At 69.6% G+C, this 22,494-nt stretch carries 26 protein-coding genes; 4 read left to right on the top strand and 22 right to left on the bottom strand.

The window, feature by feature from the left end; genetic code table 11:
• Window position 1: 1 nt before the first annotated feature.
• From QE449_RS03810 to QE449_RS03785, 6 genes are all read right to left on the bottom strand, one after another.
• The gene (locus tag QE449_RS03810) at window positions 2–1,645 is read right to left on the bottom strand and encodes a cytochrome c biogenesis protein ResB (RefSeq protein ID WP_222645466.1); all 1,644 of its coding nucleotides are present in this window, start codon (window positions 1,643–1,645) and stop codon (window positions 2–4) included.
• A 16-nt stretch (window positions 1,646–1,661) separates the two neighbouring features.
• The gene (locus QE449_RS03805) at window positions 1,662–2,453 is read right to left on the bottom strand and encodes a cytochrome c biogenesis CcdA family protein (protein WP_027504522.1); all 792 of its coding nucleotides are present in this window, start codon (window positions 2,451–2,453) and stop codon (window positions 1,662–1,664) included.
• Window positions 2,446–3,054: a TlpA disulfide reductase family protein gene (locus QE449_RS03800; RefSeq protein ID WP_027504521.1), complete on the bottom strand. Its 609-nt coding sequence runs from the start codon at window positions 3,052–3,054 to the stop codon at window positions 2,446–2,448. Before QE449_RS03800 ends, QE449_RS03805 begins: the two co-directional genes overlap by 8 nt.
• On the bottom strand, window positions 3,051–3,656 hold the full coding sequence (locus QE449_RS03795; protein WP_051613157.1) for a histidine phosphatase family protein: 606 nt from the start codon (window positions 3,654–3,656) through the stop codon (window positions 3,051–3,053). The genes QE449_RS03800 and QE449_RS03795 overlap by 4 nt, the downstream gene beginning before the upstream one ends.
• Window positions 3,657–3,751: 95 nt before the next feature.
• Window positions 3,752–5,089 (bottom strand): glutamate-1-semialdehyde 2,1-aminomutase, encoded by a 1,338-nt coding sequence (gene hemL, locus QE449_RS03790; RefSeq protein WP_307091218.1) that lies wholly within the window; start codon window positions 5,087–5,089, stop codon window positions 3,752–3,754.
• A gap of 66 nt (window positions 5,090–5,155) precedes the next feature.
• Entirely contained in the window at window positions 5,156–5,650 is a 495-nt protein-coding gene (locus tag QE449_RS03785; RefSeq protein ID WP_056441643.1) for a GNAT family N-acetyltransferase, read from the bottom strand.
• A 96-nt stretch (window positions 5,651–5,746) separates the two neighbouring features.
• Between QE449_RS03785 and QE449_RS03780 the strand changes: the two genes are divergently transcribed.
• Both QE449_RS03780 and QE449_RS03775 read left to right on the top strand, forming a co-directional pair.
• A complete protein-coding gene (locus QE449_RS03780) occupies window positions 5,747–6,001 on the top strand; it encodes a hypothetical protein (protein WP_056441640.1) in 255 nt (84 codons plus the stop codon).
• A gap of 42 nt (window positions 6,002–6,043) precedes the next feature.
• Window positions 6,044–8,053 (top strand): acyl-CoA dehydrogenase, encoded by a 2,010-nt coding sequence (locus QE449_RS03775; protein WP_307108236.1) that lies wholly within the window; start codon window positions 6,044–6,046, stop codon window positions 8,051–8,053.
• Window positions 8,054–8,171: 118 nt separating this feature from the next.
• Here QE449_RS03775 and QE449_RS03770 read toward each other — a convergent pair whose 3' ends face one another.
• From QE449_RS03770 to QE449_RS03705, 14 genes are all read right to left on the bottom strand, one after another.
• Window positions 8,172–8,447, bottom strand: a complete 276-nt coding sequence (locus QE449_RS03770) for a metal-sensitive transcriptional regulator (RefSeq protein ID WP_027504515.1) — start codon at window positions 8,445–8,447, stop codon at window positions 8,172–8,174.
• Window positions 8,448–8,483: 36 nt separating this feature from the next.
• On the bottom strand, window positions 8,484–8,723 hold the full coding sequence (locus QE449_RS03765) for a hypothetical protein (protein ID WP_285184329.1): 240 nt from the start codon (window positions 8,721–8,723) through the stop codon (window positions 8,484–8,486).
• Window positions 8,720–9,217: a hypothetical protein gene (locus QE449_RS03760; protein ID WP_056442321.1), complete on the bottom strand. Its 498-nt coding sequence runs from the start codon at window positions 9,215–9,217 to the stop codon at window positions 8,720–8,722. The genes QE449_RS03765 and QE449_RS03760 overlap by 4 nt, the downstream gene beginning before the upstream one ends.
• A complete protein-coding gene (locus tag QE449_RS03755; protein WP_051613085.1) occupies window positions 9,214–9,681 on the bottom strand; it encodes a hypothetical protein in 468 nt (155 codons plus the stop codon). The genes QE449_RS03760 and QE449_RS03755 overlap by 4 nt, the downstream gene beginning before the upstream one ends.
• Window positions 9,682–9,733: 52 nt before the next feature.
• Window positions 9,734–9,943 carry a hypothetical protein gene (locus QE449_RS03750; protein WP_027504511.1) on the bottom strand — a complete coding sequence of 70 codons (210 nt, stop codon included), beginning with the start codon at window positions 9,941–9,943 and terminating at the stop codon, window positions 9,734–9,736.
• Window positions 9,944–10,000: 57 nt separating this feature from the next.
• A complete protein-coding gene (locus QE449_RS03745) occupies window positions 10,001–10,138 on the bottom strand; it encodes a hypothetical protein (protein ID WP_155956937.1) in 138 nt (45 codons plus the stop codon).
• An 89-nt stretch (window positions 10,139–10,227) separates the two neighbouring features.
• Window positions 10,228–10,911 carry a DUF5336 domain-containing protein gene (locus QE449_RS03740; protein ID WP_051613084.1) on the bottom strand — a complete coding sequence of 228 codons (684 nt, stop codon included), beginning with the start codon at window positions 10,909–10,911 and terminating at the stop codon, window positions 10,228–10,230.
• A complete protein-coding gene (gene hemB / locus QE449_RS03735; protein ID WP_027504510.1) occupies window positions 10,908–11,882 on the bottom strand; it encodes a porphobilinogen synthase in 975 nt (324 codons plus the stop codon). Before hemB ends, QE449_RS03740 begins: the two co-directional genes overlap by 4 nt.
• A 69-nt stretch (window positions 11,883–11,951) precedes the next feature.
• Window positions 11,952–13,514 (bottom strand): bifunctional uroporphyrinogen-III C-methyltransferase/uroporphyrinogen-III synthase, encoded by a 1,563-nt coding sequence (locus QE449_RS03730; RefSeq protein ID WP_027504509.1) that lies wholly within the window; start codon window positions 13,512–13,514, stop codon window positions 11,952–11,954.
• On the bottom strand, window positions 13,511–13,660 hold the full coding sequence (locus QE449_RS03725; RefSeq protein WP_307108235.1) for a hypothetical protein: 150 nt from the start codon (window positions 13,658–13,660) through the stop codon (window positions 13,511–13,513). The genes QE449_RS03730 and QE449_RS03725 overlap by 4 nt, the downstream gene beginning before the upstream one ends.
• A 52-nt stretch (window positions 13,661–13,712) precedes the next feature.
• A complete protein-coding gene (hemC, locus tag QE449_RS03720) occupies window positions 13,713–14,711 on the bottom strand; it encodes a hydroxymethylbilane synthase (RefSeq protein ID WP_027504508.1) in 999 nt (332 codons plus the stop codon).
• Window positions 14,712–14,740: 29 nt separating this feature from the next.
• Entirely contained in the window at window positions 14,741–16,135 is a 1,395-nt protein-coding gene (locus tag QE449_RS03715) for a glutamyl-tRNA reductase (protein WP_056441625.1), read from the bottom strand.
• Window positions 16,132–17,013 carry a redox-sensing transcriptional repressor Rex gene (locus QE449_RS03710; RefSeq protein WP_037184687.1) on the bottom strand — a complete coding sequence of 294 codons (882 nt, stop codon included), beginning with the start codon at window positions 17,011–17,013 and terminating at the stop codon, window positions 16,132–16,134. The genes QE449_RS03715 and QE449_RS03710 overlap by 4 nt, the downstream gene beginning before the upstream one ends.
• Before the next feature lie 200 nt (window positions 17,014–17,213).
• Entirely contained in the window at window positions 17,214–17,474 is a 261-nt protein-coding gene (locus QE449_RS03705) for a glutaredoxin family protein (protein ID WP_027504505.1), read from the bottom strand.
• 180 nt (window positions 17,475–17,654) lie between these two features.
• Between QE449_RS03705 and QE449_RS03700 the strand changes: the two genes are divergently transcribed.
• Together QE449_RS03700 and QE449_RS03695 are read left to right on the top strand one after the other, a co-directional pair.
• The gene (locus tag QE449_RS03700; protein WP_051613156.1) at window positions 17,655–18,620 is read left to right on the top strand and encodes an HAD family phosphatase; all 966 of its coding nucleotides are present in this window, start codon (window positions 17,655–17,657) and stop codon (window positions 18,618–18,620) included.
• 5 nt (window positions 18,621–18,625) lie between these two features.
• Window positions 18,626–20,116, top strand: a complete 1,491-nt coding sequence (locus QE449_RS03695; RefSeq protein WP_373428255.1) for a phytoene desaturase family protein — start codon at window positions 18,626–18,628, stop codon at window positions 20,114–20,116.
• Here QE449_RS03695 and QE449_RS03690 read toward each other — a convergent pair.
• Both QE449_RS03690 and QE449_RS03685 read right to left on the bottom strand, forming a co-directional pair.
• Window positions 20,113–21,219, bottom strand: a complete 1,107-nt coding sequence (locus QE449_RS03690; protein WP_222638074.1) for a lysophospholipid acyltransferase family protein — start codon at window positions 21,217–21,219, stop codon at window positions 20,113–20,115. The genes QE449_RS03695 and QE449_RS03690 overlap by 4 nt on opposite strands.
• On the bottom strand, window positions 21,216–22,325 hold the full coding sequence (locus QE449_RS03685) for an NAD-dependent epimerase/dehydratase family protein (RefSeq protein ID WP_155956935.1): 1,110 nt from the start codon (window positions 22,323–22,325) through the stop codon (window positions 21,216–21,218). The genes QE449_RS03690 and QE449_RS03685 overlap by 4 nt, the downstream gene beginning before the upstream one ends.
• Window positions 22,326–22,494 lie beyond the last annotated feature (169 nt).

The following is a 22,494-nucleotide window of genomic DNA, read 5'->3' as shown; positions in this document are numbered from 1 at the left end:
GTCACTCCCTGTTGTTCGAGGTCGGTACGTCATCGGCGTCGGGTCGGTCGAGCACCCGCGCGGTGAGGCGGTCGAACTCGTCACCCCAGCCGGCCTGATCGGTCCGGGCGAGTCCGCCCACTTCTACTACGGTACGTCGTCGGTCGTCGTCCGTGCTCACGCGGACCCAGATGCGACGGCGCTTGATCACCAGGGACACCAGCAGACCGGCCATCATCGACAGCGCGAACACCAGCACCCACGTCTGCGCGGGGTCGTGCGAGACCTGCAGGTTGACGAATTCCTCGGCACCGTCGAATCGCACCTGCGTGCCGTCGGACAGCGTCGTCGACTCCCCCGGTGTCAGGTTGACGCGATCCTGCTTCACCAGCCGGCCCTGCTCCACCAGCACCTGGCTCAGCGAGAACAGCGACTGTGGATTACCGGTGTCGAGGCCGGTGTCGCCCTTGTAGATGTCGACGGCCACCGCCGGATCGTTCGGGGCGGGGAAGCTCGACGACAACAGCGAGCCGTGGAAGAACGCGGTGGGCGCGAACAGCCCCTCGATGGCGATCTGGTTCTGGCGGCGGACATCGGGATCCGGGTACAGACCTCCGGGCGGATCGAAGCGGTGCACTCCGCTGGAGAGGAACGTGGTGCCGTCCGTGGGCTCCCACTGGACCGTCTCGGTACGGGTCTCCCCGTTGGGGAACGTCACCGTGAACGTCGGCGCGTATCCGTGTCCCTGCAGGTAGACGCGGTCACCGGCGACCCGCAGCGGATGGTTGACCTGCAGGGTGTCCGGGCGCCAGGTGTTCGTGACCAGGTCGTCGCCGGCCTGGTACTCGATGTCGGACGTGAACTGCTCGGCCTGCCCGTTCTCGAGGTAGTCGGCCGTGAAGTTCTTCACCCGCACGCAGAGCGGGGTCATGCCCGTGCCGTCCTCGCTGTTGCCGGCGCGGAACGAGTCGAACTGGGCGGGCGAGGTGGTGCAGATGCCCGGGCCGTCGTTGGCGATGACGACGACGTTGCCCTCGTAGCTGAAGAGCTTCCCGACGGCGATGGCCACGAGCAGACCGACGAGCGACAGGTGGAACACCAGGTTGCCCGCCTCGCGCAGGTACCCCTTCTCCGCGGACAGCGTCAGGGCGCCGCTCTCCTCGGTGCGCCGCATCTTCCGCCAGCCGCGCATCCGGCCGTCGATCTCGTCGAGGAGAACGTCGGGTGCCGTGTCGACCTCGGTGCGCAGGTGGTGGGGCAGCCGCCCCAGGTTGCGCGGGGTGGCGACCGGCGGGGTGCGCAACGCGCGGGCGTGGTCGACGCAGCGCGGCAGGATGCAGCCGACGAGCGAGACGAACAGCAGGACGTAGATCGCCGTGAACCAGAAGCTGCCGAAGACGTCGAACAACTCCAGCCGGTCCATGACGGGCCCGAGGGACGGGCGGTCCGCAATGTACTGGTCCACCTTCCCCGAGTTGAGGCTGCGCTGCGGCAGCAGCGCACCCGGGATCGCGGCCAGGGCGAGGAGGAACAGGAGCACGAGTGCCGTGCGCATCGAGGTCAGGCCGCGCCAGGTGTTCCGGACTGCGGCGACGACGCGCCCCGCCGGAGACTGCCGCGGCGGGCGCGCCTCGGCGTCCGGGCGGGCCGACAGGTCAGTGCTCATATCTCTTTCTCGTCCACTAGATCGGCAGGGTCACGCTGGTCACCGCTCCGTCGCGGATCCAGCTGACGAACAGGTCCCAGGCGCCGGTCACCAGTGCGATGCCGACAGCCACCAGCATCAGACCGCCGAACACCTGGATGGCACGGGCGTTGCGGCGCAGCCATCCGACGCCGCGCAACGCGCTGACGGAGCCGAACGCCAGAACGACGAAGGGCAGTCCCAGTCCCAGGCAGTAGGCGACGATCAGCACCACGCCGCGCGCCGCGGTGGTGCCCTCGGTACCGGCCGTCAGCGAGATGACGCCCGCCAGCGTGGGTCCGAGACACGGGGTCCATCCGAGCGCGAACACGCCACCGAGCAGCGGTGCCCCGAGGATGCTGCCGACGCGGCGCGGTTCGAAGCGCGTGTCGCGCTGCAAAGCGGGGATCAGACCGAGGAAGACGAGACCCATCGCGATGGTGACGACGCCGCCCACACGCTGCAGGATCTCGCGGTTCACCGACAGCACCGAGATGGCGCCGAAGACCGAGGCCGTGGCCAGGACGAACACCACGGTGAATCCGAGAACGAAGAGGGCCGCGGCACCGGCGACGCGGCTGCGACCCCGCACCAGAGTCTTGGTGGCCGCCTCGTCGGCGGTGACGGACGGGGAGTCCGCTCCGACGACTCCGGCCAGGTAGGACAGGTAACCCGGAACCAGGGGGACGACGCAGGGCGACGCGAAGGACACCAGACCGGCGAGCAGGCAGGCACCGAGAGCCAGGAACAGCGGCCCCGACGCGGCAGCCGACTGGAACGCCTCACCCATCGGACACGTCGGGTGGCTCGGCTGCGATGCGCTCGACCACGGGCTGCAGGTCGCTCGCGAGAAGCTCCGTCAGGAACACCGCGGCGACGCGGTGCTCACGGTCGAGCACGATCGTGGTCGGGATGACGGTGGTCGGGTAGTTCGATCCGAGAGCGAGGAGGGTGCGCAGCGGCGGGTCGTAGATGGACGGGTACGTCACGTTGTTGTCGATGACGAAGTCCTGCGCCTTGTCCTGCTGGTTGTCGCGCACGTTGATGCCCAGGAACTGCACACCCTGGTCCTTCGTCGCCTCGAAGACCTGCTCGAGATCGTCGGCCTCACCGCGGCAGGGGCCACACCACTGACCCCAGATGTTGAGGACGACGACCTGGCCCTCGTAGTCGGACAGCGACGTCGTCGTGCCCTCGGTCATGAGGTCGGGTCCGGAGAGGTTCCCCACGGTGCCGCGGTCGGCGGGCGGGTCGTAGAAGATCGACGTCTTGCCGCCGGGTGAGACGAACTCGAAGGTCCCACCCTGTGCCACGGCGTCGGTACCCGTGGCGCACCCGGTGAGAACGGTGGCGGCCACGAGCAGCGGCGCGAGCAGGCGGGCGGGTCTCATGCGCCGGTCTGGAGGGGGTCCGACGCCCCTGCGGGCTCGGAGTAGACGATGTCGACGAGGGTGTCGCCCTCGTAGATCAGCGAGGTGAGCGACGCGAGGCCGCACTGGCGGTTGCGGGGGTCGTGCCACAACCGGTCGCCCTGCAGGAAGCGACGCAGGGTCCACACGGGCAGCTGATGACTCACGCACACGGCCTCGTGGCCCACGGCCGCGACGCGAGCCGCGTTGACGGCGGCCAACATCCGGTGGGCGATCTGCAGGTAGGGCTCGCCCCACGAGGGGGTGAACGGGTCACGCAGCTTGAGCCAGTGGCGGGGCCGGCGCAGCGCACCGTCTCCGACGGCGACCTTCAGACCCTCGAAGTCGTTCCCGGCCTCGATGAGGTTCTCGTCCGTCTCGATGGTGAGCCCGAACGCCGACGCGATGGGCGCCGCCGTCTCCTGGGCGCGCTGCAACGGGGAGGCGACGACGTGCGTGACGTCGTGCCCGGCGAGCACGTTCGCCACCGTGCGCGCCTGGGCCTGACCGTTCACCGACAACCGGAAGTTCGGGAGGCGCCCGTAGAGGATTCCCTTGGGGTTGTGCACCTCGCCGTGCCGCATCACGTGCACGATCGTGCGGGTGTCGGCGTGCGGGTGCCCGGAAGTGTCGTTACCGGACGCGTCGCTGTTTGTCGGGTCGGTCGGGGACGACTCGGTCATGACGGTGCTTTCTGCTCGGCAGCGGCTGCTGCGGCGGCGGCGTGGGGAGCGGCCGCCTCGATGATCTCGAACGCGCGGTCGTCGAGCGCCGCGGAGACGAACCAGGCCTCGAACGCGCTCGGCGGCGGGTACACGCCGCGGCTCAGGAGCGCGTGGAAGAAGGCGGGGAAACGCCAGGTGGCGGCCGCCTTGGCGCCCGCGTAGTCGATCACCGGTTCCTCGGAGAAGAAGACGCTGACCATGTTGGCGGCGTACTGCACGCGGTGCGGGACGCCCGCCGCGGTGAGCGCGTCACCGAGGATGCCGCCCAGACGGGTGGAGTTCGCGTCGAGTGCCGCGTAGACGTCGGCGTTCGCCGCGCGCAGCGTCGCCAGACCGGCGGCGACCGCGACGGGGTTACCCGACAGGGTGCCGGCCTGGTAGACGGGGCCCGCGGGGGCGAGGTAGCTCATGATGTCGGACCGGCCACCGAACGCGGCCGCGGGGAGGCCGCCGCTCATGACCTTGCCGAAGGTGTAGAGGTCACCGGCGATGCCGTCGACGCCGTACCACCCCGACGCGCTGACGCGGAAGCCTGTCATGACCTCGTCCATGATCAGCAGTGCGTCGTGCGCACGGGTCAGACGCTGCAGACCCTCGTTGAAGCCCGGCTGCGGCGCCACCGCACCCATGTTGCCCGCCGCGGCCTCGGTGATGACGCACGCGATCTGACCCGGGTGGTCGGCGAACGCCTTCGCGACCGCATCGAGGTCGTTGTAGGGAACGACGATGGTGTCGGCCGCCTGCGCACCCGTCACGCCGGGCGACGTCGGCAGCCCGAGGGTGGCGACGCCCGAGCCGGCGTCGGCGAGCAGGGCGTCGACATGGCCGTGGTAGCAGCCGGAGAACTTGACGATCTTGCTGCGACCGGTGAACCCGCGGGCCAGACGCACCGCACTCATGGTCGCCTCTGTGCCCGAATTCACCAGGCGCACCTCGTCGACGGGATCGACGCGGCGCACGATCTCCTCCGCCAACTCGATCTCACCGAGCGTGGGAGCGCCGAAGGACAGTCCCGTGGAGGCCGCCTTCTGCACCGCCTCGACCACGGCCGGGTGGGCATGACCGAGAATCATCGGTCCCCACGAGGAGATGAGGTCGACGTAGTTGTTGCCGTCGGCGTCGCGCAGGGTGTATCCGCTGGCCTCGGCCATGAACCGCGGGGTTCCGCCCACGGAGTGGAAGGCCCGCACGGGCGAGTTCACGCCACCGGGGATGACGGCGGACGCGCGTGCGAAGAGTTCTGCGGATCGGGCGGTGGGGACGCCGGTGTCGGTTCCGCTCGAAGGAGTCACGCCCTCCAGTGTTTCACAGGACGCGGAGTGCTCTTTCTGATAAGGAGCAGTCTCACACCGGCTGTCTCACGCCTCGATCAGGAGCTGCATCCAGGTCAGGTCGAGCCACCGCCCGAACTTGACGCCGACCTGCGGCATGACACCCACCACCGTGAAGCCGAACTTCGCGTGCAGGGCGATCGAGGTGGTGTTCGAGGACTCGATTCCCGCGACGATCGCGTGGACGTCCCCACGGCGGGCGCGCTCGATCAGTTCCGCCATCAACGCGGTCGCGACGCCGCGCCGATGGAAGCCGTCGGCGACGTACACGGAGTTCTCGACGGTGTGCCGGTAGCCGGACTTCGGACGGAACGGCCCGTAGGACGCGTAGCCCGCGACCCGCCCGTCGATCTCGGCGGTGAGGATCGGCAGGCCGGCGCCGGTGCGCTGGTCGAACCAGGCCTGCCGGTCCGCGAGTCCCACCTGCTCCTCGTCCCAGATCGCGGTCGTGTCCGCGATGGCGGCGTTGTGCACGGTGAGGATCTCGGGCAGGTCGGCGGGCACGGCGTCGCGAATCAGCACAGCGACACGGTAGTCGGCTGCAGGCAGGCACGATCGACGAGAATCGACTTGGTCGAAAGTGTTAAATCTGTGTTACACCGGGCATATCCTTCTGCCATGACGGCACCACACGAGCCCGACCGGCACCCGGGATCCCGACTGGCCTGGCCGGAGGGGTTCCGCGAGCACCTCGTCGAGCAGTGCGACGGCTTCAGCTCGATCATGTCGCGCGCCATCGCGGACAACGGCGCCTCGCTCTTCCGCGACGGCCCCTACGCCCCGTCGACCCCGCAGGCTGCGTCGATGGACGCCACGAGTGTGATGTTTCGCAAGATTCGCGCGGTGTGGCGTGAATTTCTGTGGCCGCGCTGACAAGTCCCTCCCGGGCACCTCGAGTTTTGGTTACCGTCGAGTATGACCACTACCGAGACCGGCACCTCTGACACCGGCACGTCCTCCGACAACGCTGCTCAGCTGGCGAATCACCTGCGCAGGACTCTCGACGGACGGTGGCGCGACGTACGGAACCAGACGCGCGAGCAGCTCGCGCGTCACGAGTTCGCACCGCACTACACACCCAACACCGCCATCGCGCGGACCAAGGCCTTCGAGCAGCTGCGTGTGCTCGCCGCGGCCGGCGCGGCAGAGTCCGGTTTCGCCAAAGAGGTCGGCGGCACGGGCGACATCGGCGCCGCCGTCACGATGATCGAGATGCTCGCCATGTCGGATCTGTCGCTCATGGTGAAAGCCGGCGTGCAGTGGGGCCTCTTCGGTGGCGCGATCGAGAACCTCGGCACCGAGAAGCACCACAAGGAGTTCATCAAGCCCCTGATCGATCTCGAGACGCTCGGCTGTTTCGCGATGTCGGAGACCGGCCACGGCAGCGACGTGCAGTCGATCGGCACCACCGCGACGTACGACCGCGAGACGCAGGAATTCGTGATCCACACGCCGGACAAGTCCTCGCGCAAGGACTACATCGGCGGCGCCGCCGAGTCGGCGAAGTACGCCGCCGTGTTCGCGCAGCTGATCACCGCCGGACCGGGTGAGGAGCCCGAGAGCAAGGGCGTGCACTGCTTCGTCGTCCAGATCCGCGACGAGAACTTCGGCAGCGACCTCCCCGGCGTCACCACGTTCGACATCGGCTACAAGGGCGGCCTGCCCGGCGTGGACAACGGCCGCATCATGTTCGACCACGTTCGCATCCCGCGCGAGAACATGCTCAACAAGATCGCGGACGTCGCGGCCGACGGCAGCTACTCCTCGGACATCGACAACCCGAACCGGCGCTTCTTCACCATGCTGGGCACCCTCATCCGCGGCCGCATCACCGTGGGCGGTTCGGCGGGCGCCGCGGCGCGCGTCGCGCTGACCATCGCGACGAAGTACGCGCTGCAGCGCAAGCAGTTCAGCGCGCCCGGGACCGACGACGAGGTCACGATCATGGACTACCTCGTCCACCAGCGTCGGCTGTTCCCGCTCATCGCCAAGTCGTACGCGCTGCAGTTCGCGCAGAACGAGCTCGTCTCGAAGATGCACGACATCCAGAGCGCCGAGGACCCCGACGCCACCGAGCAGCGGGAACTCGAGTCGCGCGCGGCCGGCCTGAAGGCAGCGAACACCTGGCACGCGACGAAGGCGATCCAGGAGTCCCGCGAGGCCTGCGGCGGCGCGGGCTACCTCGCGGAGAACCGACTCATCGCGCTCAAGGCGGACTCGGACGTCTTCACCACCTTCGAGGGCGACAACGTGGTGCTCACGCAGCTCGTCGCGAAGGAGCTGCTCACCGCGTACGCCCACGAGGTCCGCTCGTTCGGTGCGGCCGACTGGGTGAAGTTCGCCGCCGGCACGGTCGGCGACGTGGTGAAGAAGCGCACGGCGGCGGCGCCCATCATCCAGACCCTCGTCGACTCGCGTCAGGACAACGAGGAGGAGGGCAGCCTCTTCAACCGCGGCACCCAGATCTCGATGTTCGAGGAGCGCGAGGAGTACCTCATCTCCACGGCCGCGAAGCGTCTGAACGGGTTGTCCAAGAAGATGAGCCAGTTCGACGCGTTCAACGCGGTGCAGGACCACATCCTGCACGCGGCCACGGCGCACGTCGATCGCGTGGTGCTCGAGGCGTTCGTCGCCGGCATCGACAACTGCGAGGACGACGACGCCAAGGAACTGCTCGGCGAGGTGTGCGACCTCTACGCGCTCACCACGATCGACGCCGACAAGGCCTGGTTCATCGAGCACCGCTACATCTCCACGGAGCGGTCGAAGGCCGTCACGCGCGGGATCAACGAGCGCTGCCGCACGCTGCGCCCGCACGCCCACACGCTGATCGACGCGTTCGGCGTTCCCGAGGCGCTGCTCGGTGCGGCGATGCTCGCCGACGACGAGCCGGGTGAAGTGAAGGAATCCGTCACCGCCGACTAGGCCGGCGTCCTTTCGGCCCCCTCGCGAGTACGCCGATGATGTCGTGATTCAGTGCTCCACCCACGGCACTGTGGACGTACTCGCCGGGGGCGGGGGACGTACTCGCCGGGGGCGGGGCTCAGGAACGGACGAGGCGAGCGATCGCCTCGGACGCCTCCCTGACCTTCGCGTCCGCTTCGGGTCCGCCCTCGCGGGCCGCGTCCACGACGCAGCCCGCGAGGTGGGCGTCCAGCAACTTCAGCGACACGGACTGCAGCGCCTTGGTGACGGCCGAGACCTGCGTCAACACGTCGATGCAGTACCGGTCGTCGGCCACCATGCGAGAGATGCCGGCCACCTGTCCCTCGATGCGGCGCAGGCGCTTGAGGAGGTCGTCCTGATCGAAACTGCTCATGCGTCCAGAGTACCCCCAGGGGGTAACGGGTAGAGGTCAGCGCCGCCGTACGACGCGCATCACCAGGTACACCGCGACGGCCGCCGCGACCACGGAGAGAGCTGCCCAGGGCCCCGCGACACGGGTCGAGTCGTACGTGACCGAGAACCCCTCGAACGACGACGTGGTGGGGAACTGCTCGGTCACGGTGGTCGTGGTTCTCGACTGCACCCACAGCACCGCGGCCACGACGGCGAGGACGACCGCGACCACCACCGGAGCGAACCGGCGCATCACGCGTCGGGCTCCGCGTCGGTGGCGGGCGCCACGAGTGCGAGCAGTTCCTCGCGGAGCGTCTCGTCGTCCTTCGCCCACGCCTGGACCAGGCCGTTGCCCCGCAGCTTCAGGCCGACGCCGGTCCGCTTGCGCGGCACCCCGGACAGCTCCCCCAGCACTCGCGCGGCCTGCCACTTCTCCAGGGTGTTCCCGTTGGCGTCGTAGTCGGCCTCCGGGTACACCTCGAGGATGTCCGCGATGGCGACGTTCTCCGTGCCCTGGCTCAGCGTCGTCGGCGTCAGGATCACCGTGGCGTGCCGACGGGCGGCCACGATCTGCACGTAGGTGAAGGCCATGAGAACCAGCGCGATCACGACGAGCGCCACGTAGTGCACGACGGGTCCCGTGTAGATCTCGACGCCGAGAGCGATGAGACAGAAGATCGGCCCCCAGGCCAGGGCGCGCCACTTCGCGCCGTACTCGGCGAAGATCACCGGTTCCGTCTCGTCGCTCACGGGGCCTCCGGTGCCGCGAACCACGGCGCCGCGGACGGTCGGTACACGAGCACGCAGGCCACGAAGAAGAGGATCGCCCCGAGCGTCGCCAACAGGGGCACGATGGCGAAGCCGACGGTCACCGAGCCCAGGAGCACCAGCCCGAAGACGATCGACAGGACCGTCAGTGCCCGGCGGAACCGCGGATCGCCGCGTCGACACGCGGGCCCCGCGAGGAATCCGATGGCCAGTCCGACGATGATCTCGAGGACACCGACCGTGCGCAGCACCGTGATGACGCTCTCCACGGCATCCGGCTCGCCCCCGGTCTCGGTCAGCTGGGTCCGCAGCGAGTCGGCCGGGAACGTCAGCGAGATGAGGCCGAGCAGCACGACGAGGACGGCCCCGAGAACCCACACGGCGAACGCGACGGTGACGATCCGGGGACGGGCGGGCGACGCGGGCTCGGGCTTCTCGACGTTCACTCGACCATCCTGCCAAGACGCCTCCACACGGTGGAGTCCAGGCGTCTCTCGATCAGGTGAGGACGGCCGGCAGAAGCACCGCGGCAGCCATGAGGATGCCCGTGATCAGCACGATGGCGAGCAACCACAACTCACGTCGGCCACTGCTGCACTCGACGGTCTGCATACGAGTGCGAGGCGCCGTGGAACCGGCGGAGGTGGAGGAGAAATCGGCGGGCAACACTGTCTCCGTACTGATCAGAATGCTTGTGACAGTGGTCACGATACACCGATCGATGTTTGACGCAAAAAGACAGCCTGACCAGGCAGGACGGGCGTCTCAGGCGCCCGAGAAGCCGCTGGCGACGACGAGGACGACCACCACGACGGCAGACGTCAGGAGCAGCAGGGCGAACACCTCGGCGAGAGGGTTGCGGCGGTCGTTGGCGTCGTGCCCGACCGTCTGTCGTGGGGTCATGAAGATCCTCCGATCAGGGTGTGTCCGATCGTCAGAACCATAACGCCACTTCTGTAACTCAGGTCACATCTGTCACGGCGTGTCGCAGGTCAGCGCGGTGATCTCCGGGAGAGGAAGTACTCCGACGACTCGCGTCGATGCATCAGATACACCGCACCCGCGGCCGCGACGGCCTGCAGGATCCCGAGCACCGCGGTGACCAGGGCGATCGCGCCTCCGGAACCGAGGCCGAACAGCGTGGGAATCGTGGTGACGACGATGACCACGCCGATCGCCGTGAGAACCGCGCGCGCCCAGAGCTTCCCGGCCCGCATCTTCCGCACCACCAGGAGGACGAGCCCAGCGATCAGCACCCCGACGATCAACGACAACACCATGGCCACGACGAGCACGGTGTCCGCGGTCTCGGGCGGCAGTGCCAACGACGGGTCCTGCGCCTCGAGGTCCGTCAGGAACGCGTCGAGAAAGGCGTCACGATCGGTGAACAGGGAGTAGAGCCCGATGAGCATCGAGAGCAGACCGATGCCGATCACGCCGAACCACAGGTGGCGCGCCGTCTCGATGTCGACCGGCGCCTCGCTGTTCTCCGGTGACCGCATCGGCTGCATCGCACTCGGGGGCAGACCCTCGGGGTGCCAGTTGCCCTGCGGCTGCTGACCCCACTGCGGCTGCTGACCCCACTGCGGCTGCTGACCCCACTGCGGCTGACCCTGCGGATCGTGGGGGTCGTGGCGAGGGTCCTCCGGGTTGCCGCCCGGGCGCTGGTCGTTCACAGCCGCGTCGCGATCTCGGTGGCCCAGTAGGTGAGGACGATGTCGGCGCCTGCTCGGCGAATACTGGTGACGGACTCCATGATCGCCGCGTCGCGGTCGATCCACCCGTTCTGCGCGGCGGCGGTGATCATCGCGTACTCCCCCGAGATCTGATAAGCGGCGACGGGCACGGGTGACGCGTCGGCCACGTCGCGCAGGATGTCGAGGTAGCTCATCGCGGGCTTCACCATCACCATGTCGGCACCCTCGGCGATGTCGAGGTCGAGTTCGCGCATCGACTCGCGCCGATTGGCCGAATCCTGCTGATAGGTCCGGCGATCGCCGCGCAACGTCGACCCGACGGCCTCGCGGAACGGGCCGTAGAACGCGGAGGCGTACTTCGCCGTGTAGGCCAGCTGGCCCACGTCGGCGAATCCGGCGGTGTCGAGGCCCTCGCGGATCGCGCCGATCTGCCCGTCCATCATGCCGCTCGGGCCGAGCAGGTGAGCGCCCGATTCCGCCTGCGCCACAGCCATGTCCACGTAGCGCACCAGCGTCGCGTCGTTGTCGACGCTGCCGTCCGCGGCGAGGACGCCGCAGTGACCGTGGTCGGTGAACTCGTCGAGGCACGTGTCCGCCATCAGGACGGTGCTGTCGCCGAGGTCGTCTCGGAGCCGACGCAGACCTGTGTTCAGGATGCCGTCGGGATCCGAGGCCATCGATCCCTGTCCGTCCTTGTCCTCCGGACGCGGAACCCCGAAGAGCATCAGACCGCCGACTCCGGCCCGCACGGCCTCGTCGGCAGCGGCGGACAGCGAGTCCAGGGTGTGCTGGACGACGCCCGGCATGGAGCTGATCTCGCGCGGGGCATCGAGGCCGTCGGCCACGAACATCGGCAGCACCAGGTGCCGCGGTTCGAGCGACGTCTCCGCCACCAACCGGCGGATGGCTGGGGTACGACGCAGTCGCCGGGGACGGTCTACGGGGAACACGGAACCCTCACTTCGTTCGGCCGTGCGCCCTTTGCGTATCCCTGGATGCGCAAAGGGCGCACGGGCGGGTCAGCGCCTACGAGACTTCTTGCGCGGAGGCGGCAGTGCACCCTCGGCGCGCAGTCGTGCAGCGTGCTCGGCCAGTGCCTCGACCAGCGGTCCGACCTGAGCCGTCTCGGGCTGCACGTCGACACGCAGGCCGAACTCGACGGCCGTCTCGGCGGTCTTCGGTCCGATGCACGCCACGAGGGTGCGCGCGTGCGGCTTGCCGGCGATGCCGACGAGGTTTCGCACGGTGGAGCTCGACGTGAAGCACACGGCGTCGAAGCCGCCGGTCTTGATCATCTCGCGGGTCTCGGCGGCCGGCGGCGCAGCGCGCACCGTGCGGTACGCGGTGACGTCGTCGATCTCCCAGCCGCGCTCGCGGAGGCCCTCGGCGAGAGTCTCGGTCGCGATGTCGGCGCGCGGCAGCAGGACCCGGTTGACGGGGTCGAAGACCTCGTCGTACGGCGGGAAGTCCTCGAGCAGCCCGGTGGAACTCTGCTCGCCGGACGGGACGAGCTCGGGGTTGATGCCGAACGAGCGGACCTTCTCGGCCGTCGCTTCGCCGACGCAGGCGATCTTGACGCCGGAGAACGCGCGAGCGTCGAGTCCGAACTCCTCGAACTTCTCCCACACCGCGCGCACCGCGTTGGTGGAGGTGAAGACGACCCACTGGTAGCGGCCGTCCACGAGTCCCTTGACCGAGCGCTCCATCTGCGCGGGGCTGCGCGGCGGCTCGACGGCGATGGTCGGCACCTCGATGGGGATGGCGCCGTGCGTCACCAGACGCTCGCTCATCTCGCCGGCCTGGTCCTTGGTGCGCGGCACGAGGACGGTCCAGCCGTACAGCGCGCGGCTCTCCCACCAGGACATCCGGCTGCGCTGCGAGACGACCTTGCCGACCGTGACGATGAGTGATCCCACGAGCTCGGATCCCGCGTCGTTCAGCGTCGCGAGGGTCGCCTCGACGGTGCGCTGCTGACGCGTCGTACCGCGGACGGTGATGGCGACAGGCGTCTGCGGGGCCAGGCCGTGCTCGACGAGCGCACTGGCGGTCTCGGCGAGGTGGCCGGACGTCGCGTGCAGGACGAGCGGTCCGGGTGCCGCGGCGAGCGACGCCCAGTCGACGTCGCCCCGGACGTCCGCCTCGGTGTGCTCGGAGCCCAGTGCCATGCCGGCGTAGCTCGGCACCGCAGACCCCGCGGGAAGGCCGGGAACGACCTCGAACTGCACCTGGGTCCGCGCCACGGCGGTGACCTCGGCGATGACGGAGTCGGTGGTCAGCGGATCACCCGAGACGAGCCGCACCACGTCGTGGCCGTTCTTCGCCTCGGCGACCAGCGTCTTGGCCACCTCGGCGGGCTCGCCGAGCGCCGGACGCACGTCCACGCCGTTCTCGCCCGTCTCGGCGTCGGCCGGGACTGCAGTGCCCACCAGGGCGATGACACCCTTGTCGACGTCGGGATCGGTGAAGGCCATCTCGGCGATCGCCAGCGCGTCCCTCGCCCGGACGGTGAGCAGGGCCGGGTCGCCCGGTCCGGATCCCACGAACAGGATCCGTCCCGGGGTGTTCTTGCGGACTCGGCTCATGATTCGTTCTCCAGTGCAGTCTGTTCCGCGTACTTGTCGCGGAAGCGGATCTCGATCTCGGTGGCGGGACCCCGCTTGGGGATCAACCGCGATGTGGCGATGCGCTCGTACCGTCCCGGACGGGGTGTCACGCGTCGTCCGGGCATGCCGCCACGTCTGTGTCGGCTCGCGGTCCCGACGACGCTCAGCGCCCTCTGCTCACGCATCGATCGACTCGCCTTTCTCGGTACCGCCCGGTCTCTGGGTCGAGGCGGCGGTGGACGAACTGGAGGGCTCGGTGACGGCGACCAGGTCTCGGGCGCCGAGTTCGAGAAGTTCACGGGCGACACGGCGGCCGATGCCGTCGGCGTCGTCGACGGGCCCCACTGCGGAGGCACGGATCACGTCGGAGCCGTCCACCGCGGCGGCGCAGCCGCGCAGGGACAGTTCCTCGAAGACTCGGCCGTCCTCGTCGATGGACTCGACGACCTCGGCGATGGCCCCGACCGGAGCGGTGCAGCCGGCCTCGAGCTCGGCGAGCAGGGCCCGCTCCGCCGTCACCGAGGCGCGGGCCGCGGGATCGTCGAGGGTCGCGAGCACGGAGGCCAGATCGTGGTCGTCGGAGCGGCACTCCACTGCGAGTGCCCCCTGAGCGGGAGCCGGCAGGAACTGCACCGGCTCGAGAGCCTCGGTGACGACGTCCAGACGGTCGATCCGCGCCAGTCCGGCACGGGCCACGACGACGGCGTCGAGCTCACCCTTGGTGACCTTGCCGATGCGGGTGTCGAGGTTGCCACGTAGGGGCTGCACGTCCAGGCCGAGGCCGAGTGCGCGCAGCTGGGCGATACGCCGCGGTGCGGACGTGCCGACGGTGGAACCGGCGGGCAGTTCGCCGAGCACCAGTCCGTCGCGCGCCACCAGGGCGTCACGCGCGTCCTCGCGCTGCGGGATCGCGCCGATGGTGAAACGCTCGTCCTCCGCCGTCGGAAGATCCTTGTAGGAGTGCACGGCGACGTCGATGGTTTTGTCCGCCAATGCTTCCCGGAGGGCGGCGGTGAAGACGCCCACGCCGATCTCCTGCACCGGTGCGGCCGACTTGTCGCCCGCGGTGGTCACGACGACCAGCTCGGTGCGGACACCGGCGGCCGTGATGGCAGCGCGGACGGTCTCGGCCTGCGTCGTGGCGAGCAGGCTGCCGCGGGTACCGATACGCACCACGCGATCACCCAGCGCAGCGGCGTTCGCGATCATTCCGTACCCCGCTCGTGGGAGAGGGTGAAGTCGTCCGCGAGGGCGGCGGTGGGATTGTCCGTGTCGACGGCGGTGGCGACCTCCATCGGCGACGCGACGGCCTGCACCGTGCTCGGCGAGAGCTCGAAGAGCTCCCGGAGCGCCTCGGCGTAGGAGTCGCCGCCCGGCGTGGTGGCCAACTGCTTCACGCGCACGGTGGGCGCGTGCAGCAGCTTGTCGACGACGCGGCGCACGGTGCGGGCAACCTCGTCGCGCTGCGGGTCGGCCAGATCGGGCAGTCGTGAGTCGAGCCGCATGAGCTCCGACTCGACGACCTCGGCGGCCCGCTGACGCAGCGCCGTGACGGTCGGGGTGACCTCGGCGAGGCGCTGTCCGGACAGGTAGGAGGCGAGCTCGGCGGCCACGATGTCGCGGGCCGCACGCTCGTCGGACGCCGCGGCGCCGGCCGCGGGATCGTGCTGAAGCGACTCCATGTCCAGGACGGTCACGCCGGGCAGGCCGGCGACGGCGTGCTCGACGTCGCGAGGCAGGCCCAGATCGCAGATCACCAGCGGGCGAGCCTGCGTGTCGCGCTGGGCGAGCGCACGATGGGCGTCGGCGATGGTCACGACGGCACCGACCGCACCGGTACAGGTGACGAGGATGTCGGCGTCCGCCACTGTCGCGGAGAGCTGGTCGAGTGTGATCGCGAACGACGTCACGCCGCCCGCGGCCGCGGTCTCGGACAGGTGCTGCGCGCGGCTCTGGGTGCGGTTGGCGACCGCGATGCTGCCGATGCCGGTGCGCGTCAGATGAGCGACGGAGAGACCGCCCATCGCGCCGGCGCCGAGCACGACGGCCTTCTTGCCCGCGAGACCACCGAGCACGTCGGAGGCGCGATCGAGCGCGACGGAGACCACGGAGGCTCCCGCCTTGTCGATGCCCGTCTCGGAGTGGACCTTCTTGCCCACGCGCAGCGCCTGCTGCGCCAGCTCGTGGAGCGCGCGGCCCGATGCCTGCTGAGCGTCCGACGCCGCGTAGGCGGCACGGATCTGCCCGAGGATCTGCTGCTCACCGATCACCATCGAGTCGAGTCCGCCGGCGACGGCGAACAGGTGCTCGGCCGCGGCCTCGCTGTAGCGCACGTAGGCGTACTTCGTGAGCTCGGCGAGCTCGAGACCGGAGTGCTCGGACAACAGTGCACCGAGATCGGTCAGGGCGCCGTGGAAGGCGTCGACTACCGCGTACACCTCGACGCGGTTGCACGTCGAGACGATCATGACCTCGGAGACATGCGGCGACATCATGATCTCGTCGGTCAGTTTCGGGCGTTCCGTGTCGCTGACGGCGATACGTTCGAGCACCGAGACGGGAGCGCTTCGATGCGAAATCCCGAGGAGAAGGACACTCACGGTGCTATCACCGATCCGTTTCTACTAGCGGGGGTGACCGTCCGGGGATCACGACAGACCGGGCGGGCGGGACGGATGCGCGGTGCCTTGTGGGCGTTCGCGAACGAGAGGACCTGCAGCTCCACGGCGAGATCGACGCGGCGGAGATCGACGTGCGGGGGCGTCACCGGATCGGTGGACGCGAAACTGAGGATGCAGTCGATGTCGGCCTCGACGAGGGCGTCGACGGCGGACTGGGCGGCAGCGTCCGGCGTGGCGACGACGCCGACGGTGGCGCCGAGCTCGGCGGCGACCTCGACCAGCCGATCGACGTGCAGAACGGTGAGCTGCGAGTAGCCGTCGTCGGCGTTGCCGACGGTGATCTCACGGCCCACGACGGCCGGATCGCTGTCGAACAGGGCGACCATCGTGAAACCGCGACGACTGAACCCGTCGTACCCGACCAGTGCGGTGCCGAGGTTGCCGGTGCCCACCAGCACGACGCGGTGACCGCGATCCAGACCGAGCGCCAGCTCGATGCGCGCCCGCAGGCGAGCGACGTCGTAGCCCACTCCGCGCACACCCATCGGGCCGAGGAACGAGAGGTCCTTGCGTAGCGTGGCCGAACCGACCCCGGCGGCCGTCGCGAGGTCCTCGCTCGAGACGATCATCACTCGGGTGTCGGTCAGCGAACTCAGTACCCGGAGATACCCCGCGAATCGGGTGACCGTAGCCTGGGGCACAGCGCGAGAGACCGCACCACCGTCACGAGACACAGCACCACCGTCGCGGCCGGAGTCGGACACGGCGCCGGAGCGCGCGATACCGACGCCGGGCAGGCGGCGTTGTGAGGTCACGTCGAAGGCTCCTCGTCCGACGGCACGCCTGATGACAGGCATGCGGTCTCCACGGTCATCCGAGGATCGGCGGGCCACGCACAGGACCGTGGTACCTGTGACGCAGGGTTCGTCGCCGACCCCTTTCTTCTCTCCACGGTAACCTCTCGTGGAAGGATGAACAAAGTCGCCGACCCGTGTAGTACGATCCCGCGCCCGGTGATCCGACGGCCGCGCGCACCGACGGTGACGAGCGGCCCGGGTCAGTTCTCCAGATCGCGCCGCAGCCGGGGCACGTCGACGTCCCAGTAGCTGTGTTCGCGGCCGTCCAGCAGCACCACCGGCAGCCGGTCCCCGTACTCCGCCCGCAGGTCAGGGTCCTGCGCGGCCACCGCGTCGACGTCGACCGACTCGCAGGCCACGCCGTACTCCGCACACAGGGGAACGAGCACGCGCAGGGCGGCGTCGCACGCCCCGCATCCGGCGCGTGTCAGCAACGTCACGGTGCGTACCGGGCTGGTCATGAGTCGAGTGTCTCACCGCCTCGCGCACGCGGTTAGGGTGGATCGGCAGGACCGGGACGGCCCGCGCCCGTGGGACGACCGGTCGAGGTGGGGAGGTGCACCGTGCCCGATCAGCATGATCCGGACGACGCACATGCTGCTGTCACGCCCGATTCGGAACTCACCGAGTCGCCCGAGGTGATGGACGAGTCGCGGGAACGTCGACTCGTCGACCCGGAGGCGGCCGAGAAGCAGGTCCGTCGACGGATCCGCAATCCCCTCGGCCCCACCGCCGCCCAGATCCGCGCCAAGCTCGCCGGCGAGGCGAGCGCCGATGCCGCCATCGCGCTGCAGGCCGAGAGCGCCGAGGCCGCCGACGACCACGTCAGCACGGTTCCGCGTGATCTCACTGCCGCTGCGTTCTTCGACGTCGACAACACGATGGTGCAGGGCGCGTCGATCATCCACTTCGCCCGCGGGCTCGCGGCCCGCAAGTACTTCACGTCCAAGGACGTCTCCGAGTTCGCCTGGCAGCAGATCAAGTTCCGCGTGAGCGGCAAGGAGAACCTGGGCGACGTCAGCACCGGCCGCGAGAAGGCACTGTCCTTCGTCGAGGGCCGCTCGACCGCGGAGATCGTGCGGCTCGGCGAGGAGATCTTCGACGAGATCATCGCCGACCGCATCTGGGCCGGCACCCGTGCTCTCGCGCAGATGCACCTCGACGCCGGCCAGCAGGTGTGGCTCGTCACCGCCACCCCGGTGGAGCTGGCGTCCATCATCGCCAAACGCCTCGGCCTGACCGGCGCGTTGGGCACCGTCGCCGAGAGCAAGGACGGCGTCTTCACCGGGCGCCTCGTCGGCGACATCCTGCACGGTCGCGGCAAGGCCCACGCCGTGCGGACCCTCGCCGTGCGCGAGGGCCTCGACCTGCGACGCTGCACCGCCTACTCCGACAGCCACAACGACGTGCCGATGCTGTCCCTCGTCGGGACGGCCGTCGCGGTCAATCCCGACGCGGACCTGCGCGAGCTCGCGAAGAACCGCGGGTGGGAGATCCGCGACTTCCGCACCGGCCGCAAGGCCGCCAAGATCGGCGTCCCCACCGCTCTCGCACTCGGTGCCGTCGGCGGCGGCGTCGCCGCGGTGCTCGGCCGACGCAATCCGTGAGTCCTGTGAGAGCAGTCGTCATCGGTGCGGGTGTCGGCGGACTCGCCACGGCCGCCCGCCTGGCCCACCGCGGTGTCGAGACCGTCGTGCTCGAGCAGTCGCACGATCTGGGCGGGAAGCTCGGCATCGTCCGGCGGGACGGTTTCTCGTTCGACACCGGGCCGTCACTGGTCACCATGCCGCACGTGTTCGACGATCTCTTCGCGCAGACCGGTGGGCCGTCGGACCTCACGTTCGACCGGCTCCCGGTCGCGTGTCGCTACCGCTTTCCCGACGGCACCGAGCTGGACATGCCCGGTCGCGCGCAGGAGATCCCCGCCGCTCTGGACTCGGCGCTCGGAGCCGGTGCCGGTGCGCAGTGGTCCCGGTTCTCCGAGCGTGCCGAGCAGATCTGGGACGCCACCCACGAGGCGTTCCTCGAGTCGCCCATCGGCCCCCGCGAACTGGTGTCGCTGTCGCGACGGGTGGGTGACCTCCGCACCATCAGCCCGTGGTCGTCGCTGCGTGATCTGGGTCGGCAGTACCTCACCGATCCGCGGCTCGCGATGATGCTCGACCGCTACGCCACCTACACCGGCTCGGATCCGCGGCGCGCCCCGGCGGCCCTGGCCACGGTGCCGCACGTCGAGCAGCGCTGGGGATCGTGGCACGTTCCCGGTGGGCTGCACCGCATCGCCGAGGCGATCGCCGACCGCGCGACATCGCTCGGAGCGGAGATCCGCACGGGTGTCACGGTGACCGGCGTGCGCGTCGAGAACGGACGCACCACCGGCGTCGACACCACACACGGACCCGTCGCGGCCGACATCGTCGTCGCGAACGCCGATGCCGAGCAGGTCTACCGATCTCTGGTCCCTGCCACGCGGCGCACCGCGCTCGCCCGGCGGCGCCTCGACGCGACCACCGCGAGCCTGTCCGGCTTCGTGATCCTGCTGGCTCTGCGGGACCGCGACGCCGACACCCCGCACCACCGGGTGCTGTTCCCGGACGACTACGACGCCGAGTTCGACGCCGTCTTCGGCACCCGCACGCGGCCGGCGCACCCTGCCGACGCCCCGACCGTGTACGTCAGCGCCCCCAACGATCCGGCTCTGCGCCCGGACGACGACACCGAGGCCTGGTTCGTCCTGGTGAACGCCGCGCGACACGGCACCGGTTCCTCGGCACTGGTCGACTGGGACGCTCCCGAACTGTCGGAGGGCTACGCCGACCGCATCCTCGACGTCATGGCGGCGCGCGGAGTGGACGTGCGCGAGCGGGTGCTGTGGCGGGAGATCATCTCGCCGGCAGATCTGATGCGCCGCACCATGACTCCGGGCGGGTCCATCTACGGAACGTCGTCCAACGGGGCGACGGCCGCGTTCCTGCGCCCGGCCAATCGCTCGCCGATCCCCGGCCTGTTCCTGGTCGGTGGATCGTCGCACCCCGGCGGCGGACTCCCGCTGGTGACGCTCTCCGCACAGATCGTCGACGAGCTGATCGCCGACGCCCTCTAGCCGAGGAAGACGTTCCGGCGACGGGTCAGCAGCCGGTAGAGCGTCTGCTGGATCGTCTCGCGCACGCGGTCGGTGACCTCGAACAGTTCCATCGGGTCGTCGGCGGCGGACGGCTCGTAAGACGTGGTCTCGATGGGCTCGCCGAACTCGATGTACCACTTCGACGGCAGCGGGACGAGACCCAGCGGACCGAAGTGCGGGAACAGCGGCGTGACCGGGAAGTACGGCATGCCGAGGACGCGTGCGAGCGTCGTCAGGTCACCGATCTTCGGGTAGATCTCCTCGGACCCGACGATCGAGCACGGGATGATGGGCGTCTGGGTGCGCAGCGCGGCGGAGACGAAGCCACCGCGGCCGAAGCGCTGCAGCTTGTAGCGCTCACTGAACGGCTTGCCGATGCCCTTGAACCCTTCCGGGAACACCGCCACGACCTCGCCGCCACGCAGTAGTCGCTCGGCGTCGGGTTGGCAGGCCAGGGTGTGGCCGGCGCGGCGCGCGATGCTGCCGACCAGCGGGGTCTCGAACGCGAGGTCCGCGGCGAGCATGCGCAGCGCGCGGTGCTGCGGGTGGTGATCCCGCATGGCGACCGAGGCCATGAGTCCGTCGATCGGGATGACACCCGCGTGGTTCGAGACCACCAGGGCGCCGCCCTCGGCGGGCACGTTCTCGATCCCGCGCACCTCGACGCGGAACCACTTCTCGAACAGCGGTCGCAACGCCGGAAGCCAGACGGAATCGGCGAAGTGGGGATCGTAACCGAACTCGTCGACCTCGTAGTCGCCCGACAGGCGTGTCCGCAGGAAGTCTGCTCCCCCGGCGACACGGTCGACGAGCGCACGCCGTACCGACTCGACGGCCGACGGGAACTCGCCGACGTCCGGCGTCGCATGCGGTGCTGCCGTCTCGGGCACGACCAGAGGCGTCGGCGCCTCGACACTCGGCACCATCGAGGGCGAGGGCGACGGGGACGCGTAGGACGAGGGGTGCCGACCGCGGACGTCCGCCGGGTCACTGCCGGCGCGTGGCCCACCGTCGGGCGTGGACTGCCGGAGGCGATCGAACGACTTACCGTGCAGCGGAATCACTTTGGCCACGTCGTTCACCTTCCCGCTCCGGCCGGCAACGACACGGGCGACGGGTGCGCCCCGGAGGTTGCACCGCCCAACAGTCCGATGACGCGATTCTCGATCGCGTCGACCCATTCACGCCGGATCACCGGCGTCAGCGCGACTCCGCGCACGAAGTCGTCGAACGCCTGCACGGTGGTCCACCGTGGGGTGAATCCGAGGACGTTCTTCATCCGGGTGGTGTCCACCCCGCATCCGAAGTTGAAGTAGTCGAGCTGCTCCGCCGAGAAGTCGCGCATCAGCGATCCCATCACCGCCTTGCCGGTGGTGCGGAACAGGGCCATGGGCACCGGCAGCTCCACGCGGCCGGCTCGGCGGATGGCCTGCGACAGCATGATGATGCCGTCGGCCGCGATGTTGAAGGTGCCCGCGGGGCCGGCCAACGTGGCGCGTTCGAGTGCGGAGAGCGCGTCCTCCTCGTGCAGCAACTGCATGCGCGCATCGCGACCGAGGATCGACGGTGTGACCGGCGAGGTGAGGTAGCGCGAGACGGATCCGTTCAACCGGGGTCCGATCATGGGGGCGTTGCGCAGGATGCTGACGTCGATGTCCGGACGACGACGGCCCAGCCCACGGGCGTAGCCCTCGGTCTCGATGGCGTCGCGGGCGAAGCCGCCCTGCGGACGTGACCGCGCGCCCATCTCCTCGGTGAACTGCGCCGGATCCTTCGCACTGCAGCCGTACACCGCCGTCGACGAGCGCAGCACCACGTGCCGCACCGTCGGCGACTTCTGGCAGACGGCGAACAGCTGCATCGCCCCGAGCACGTTGAGGTCCTTCATCACCGTGCGGCCACCGCCGCTGGGCGGCCGGGACAGCAGCGACGCGTGCACGACGGTGTCGACGCCCGCGCTGCGGATGACCTTGCCGATCAACGGGTTACGGATGTCCGCCCGCACGAATTCGGCGCGACCCATCCGCCGGATCATGTCCTTGGTGGGTGCCACGGCATCGACGGCGACGACCCGCTCGATCGACGGGTTCTGCGCCAGTCGCATGGTGAGGTATCCGCCCAGGAATCGGCTCGCTCCCGTGACGAGCACGACGCGTGGAGCGTCGCGCCCGGTGTCGTCAGAGCTCACCAGACCCCCTCGGTTTCTCGCGTGGCCACCGCTCGCGCGGCGCCGCACACGCCATGGTGTCACGAACCCCGCGTGCGCGCTCCGGCACGAGAAGAACCGGCACGCGACACCCGCGGGACCGGATACGACAACGCCCGCGAGGACGGTCGAAACTCGATCCTCACGGGCG

It is taken from the genome of Rhodococcus sp. SORGH_AS_0303 (assembly GCF_030819335.1).
Classification (GTDB): Bacteria; Actinomycetota; Actinomycetes; order Mycobacteriales; family Mycobacteriaceae; genus Rhodococcoides.
Note: the sequence above shows the minus strand (reverse complement) of the source record. Positions and strands in the feature narration are given on the sequence as shown.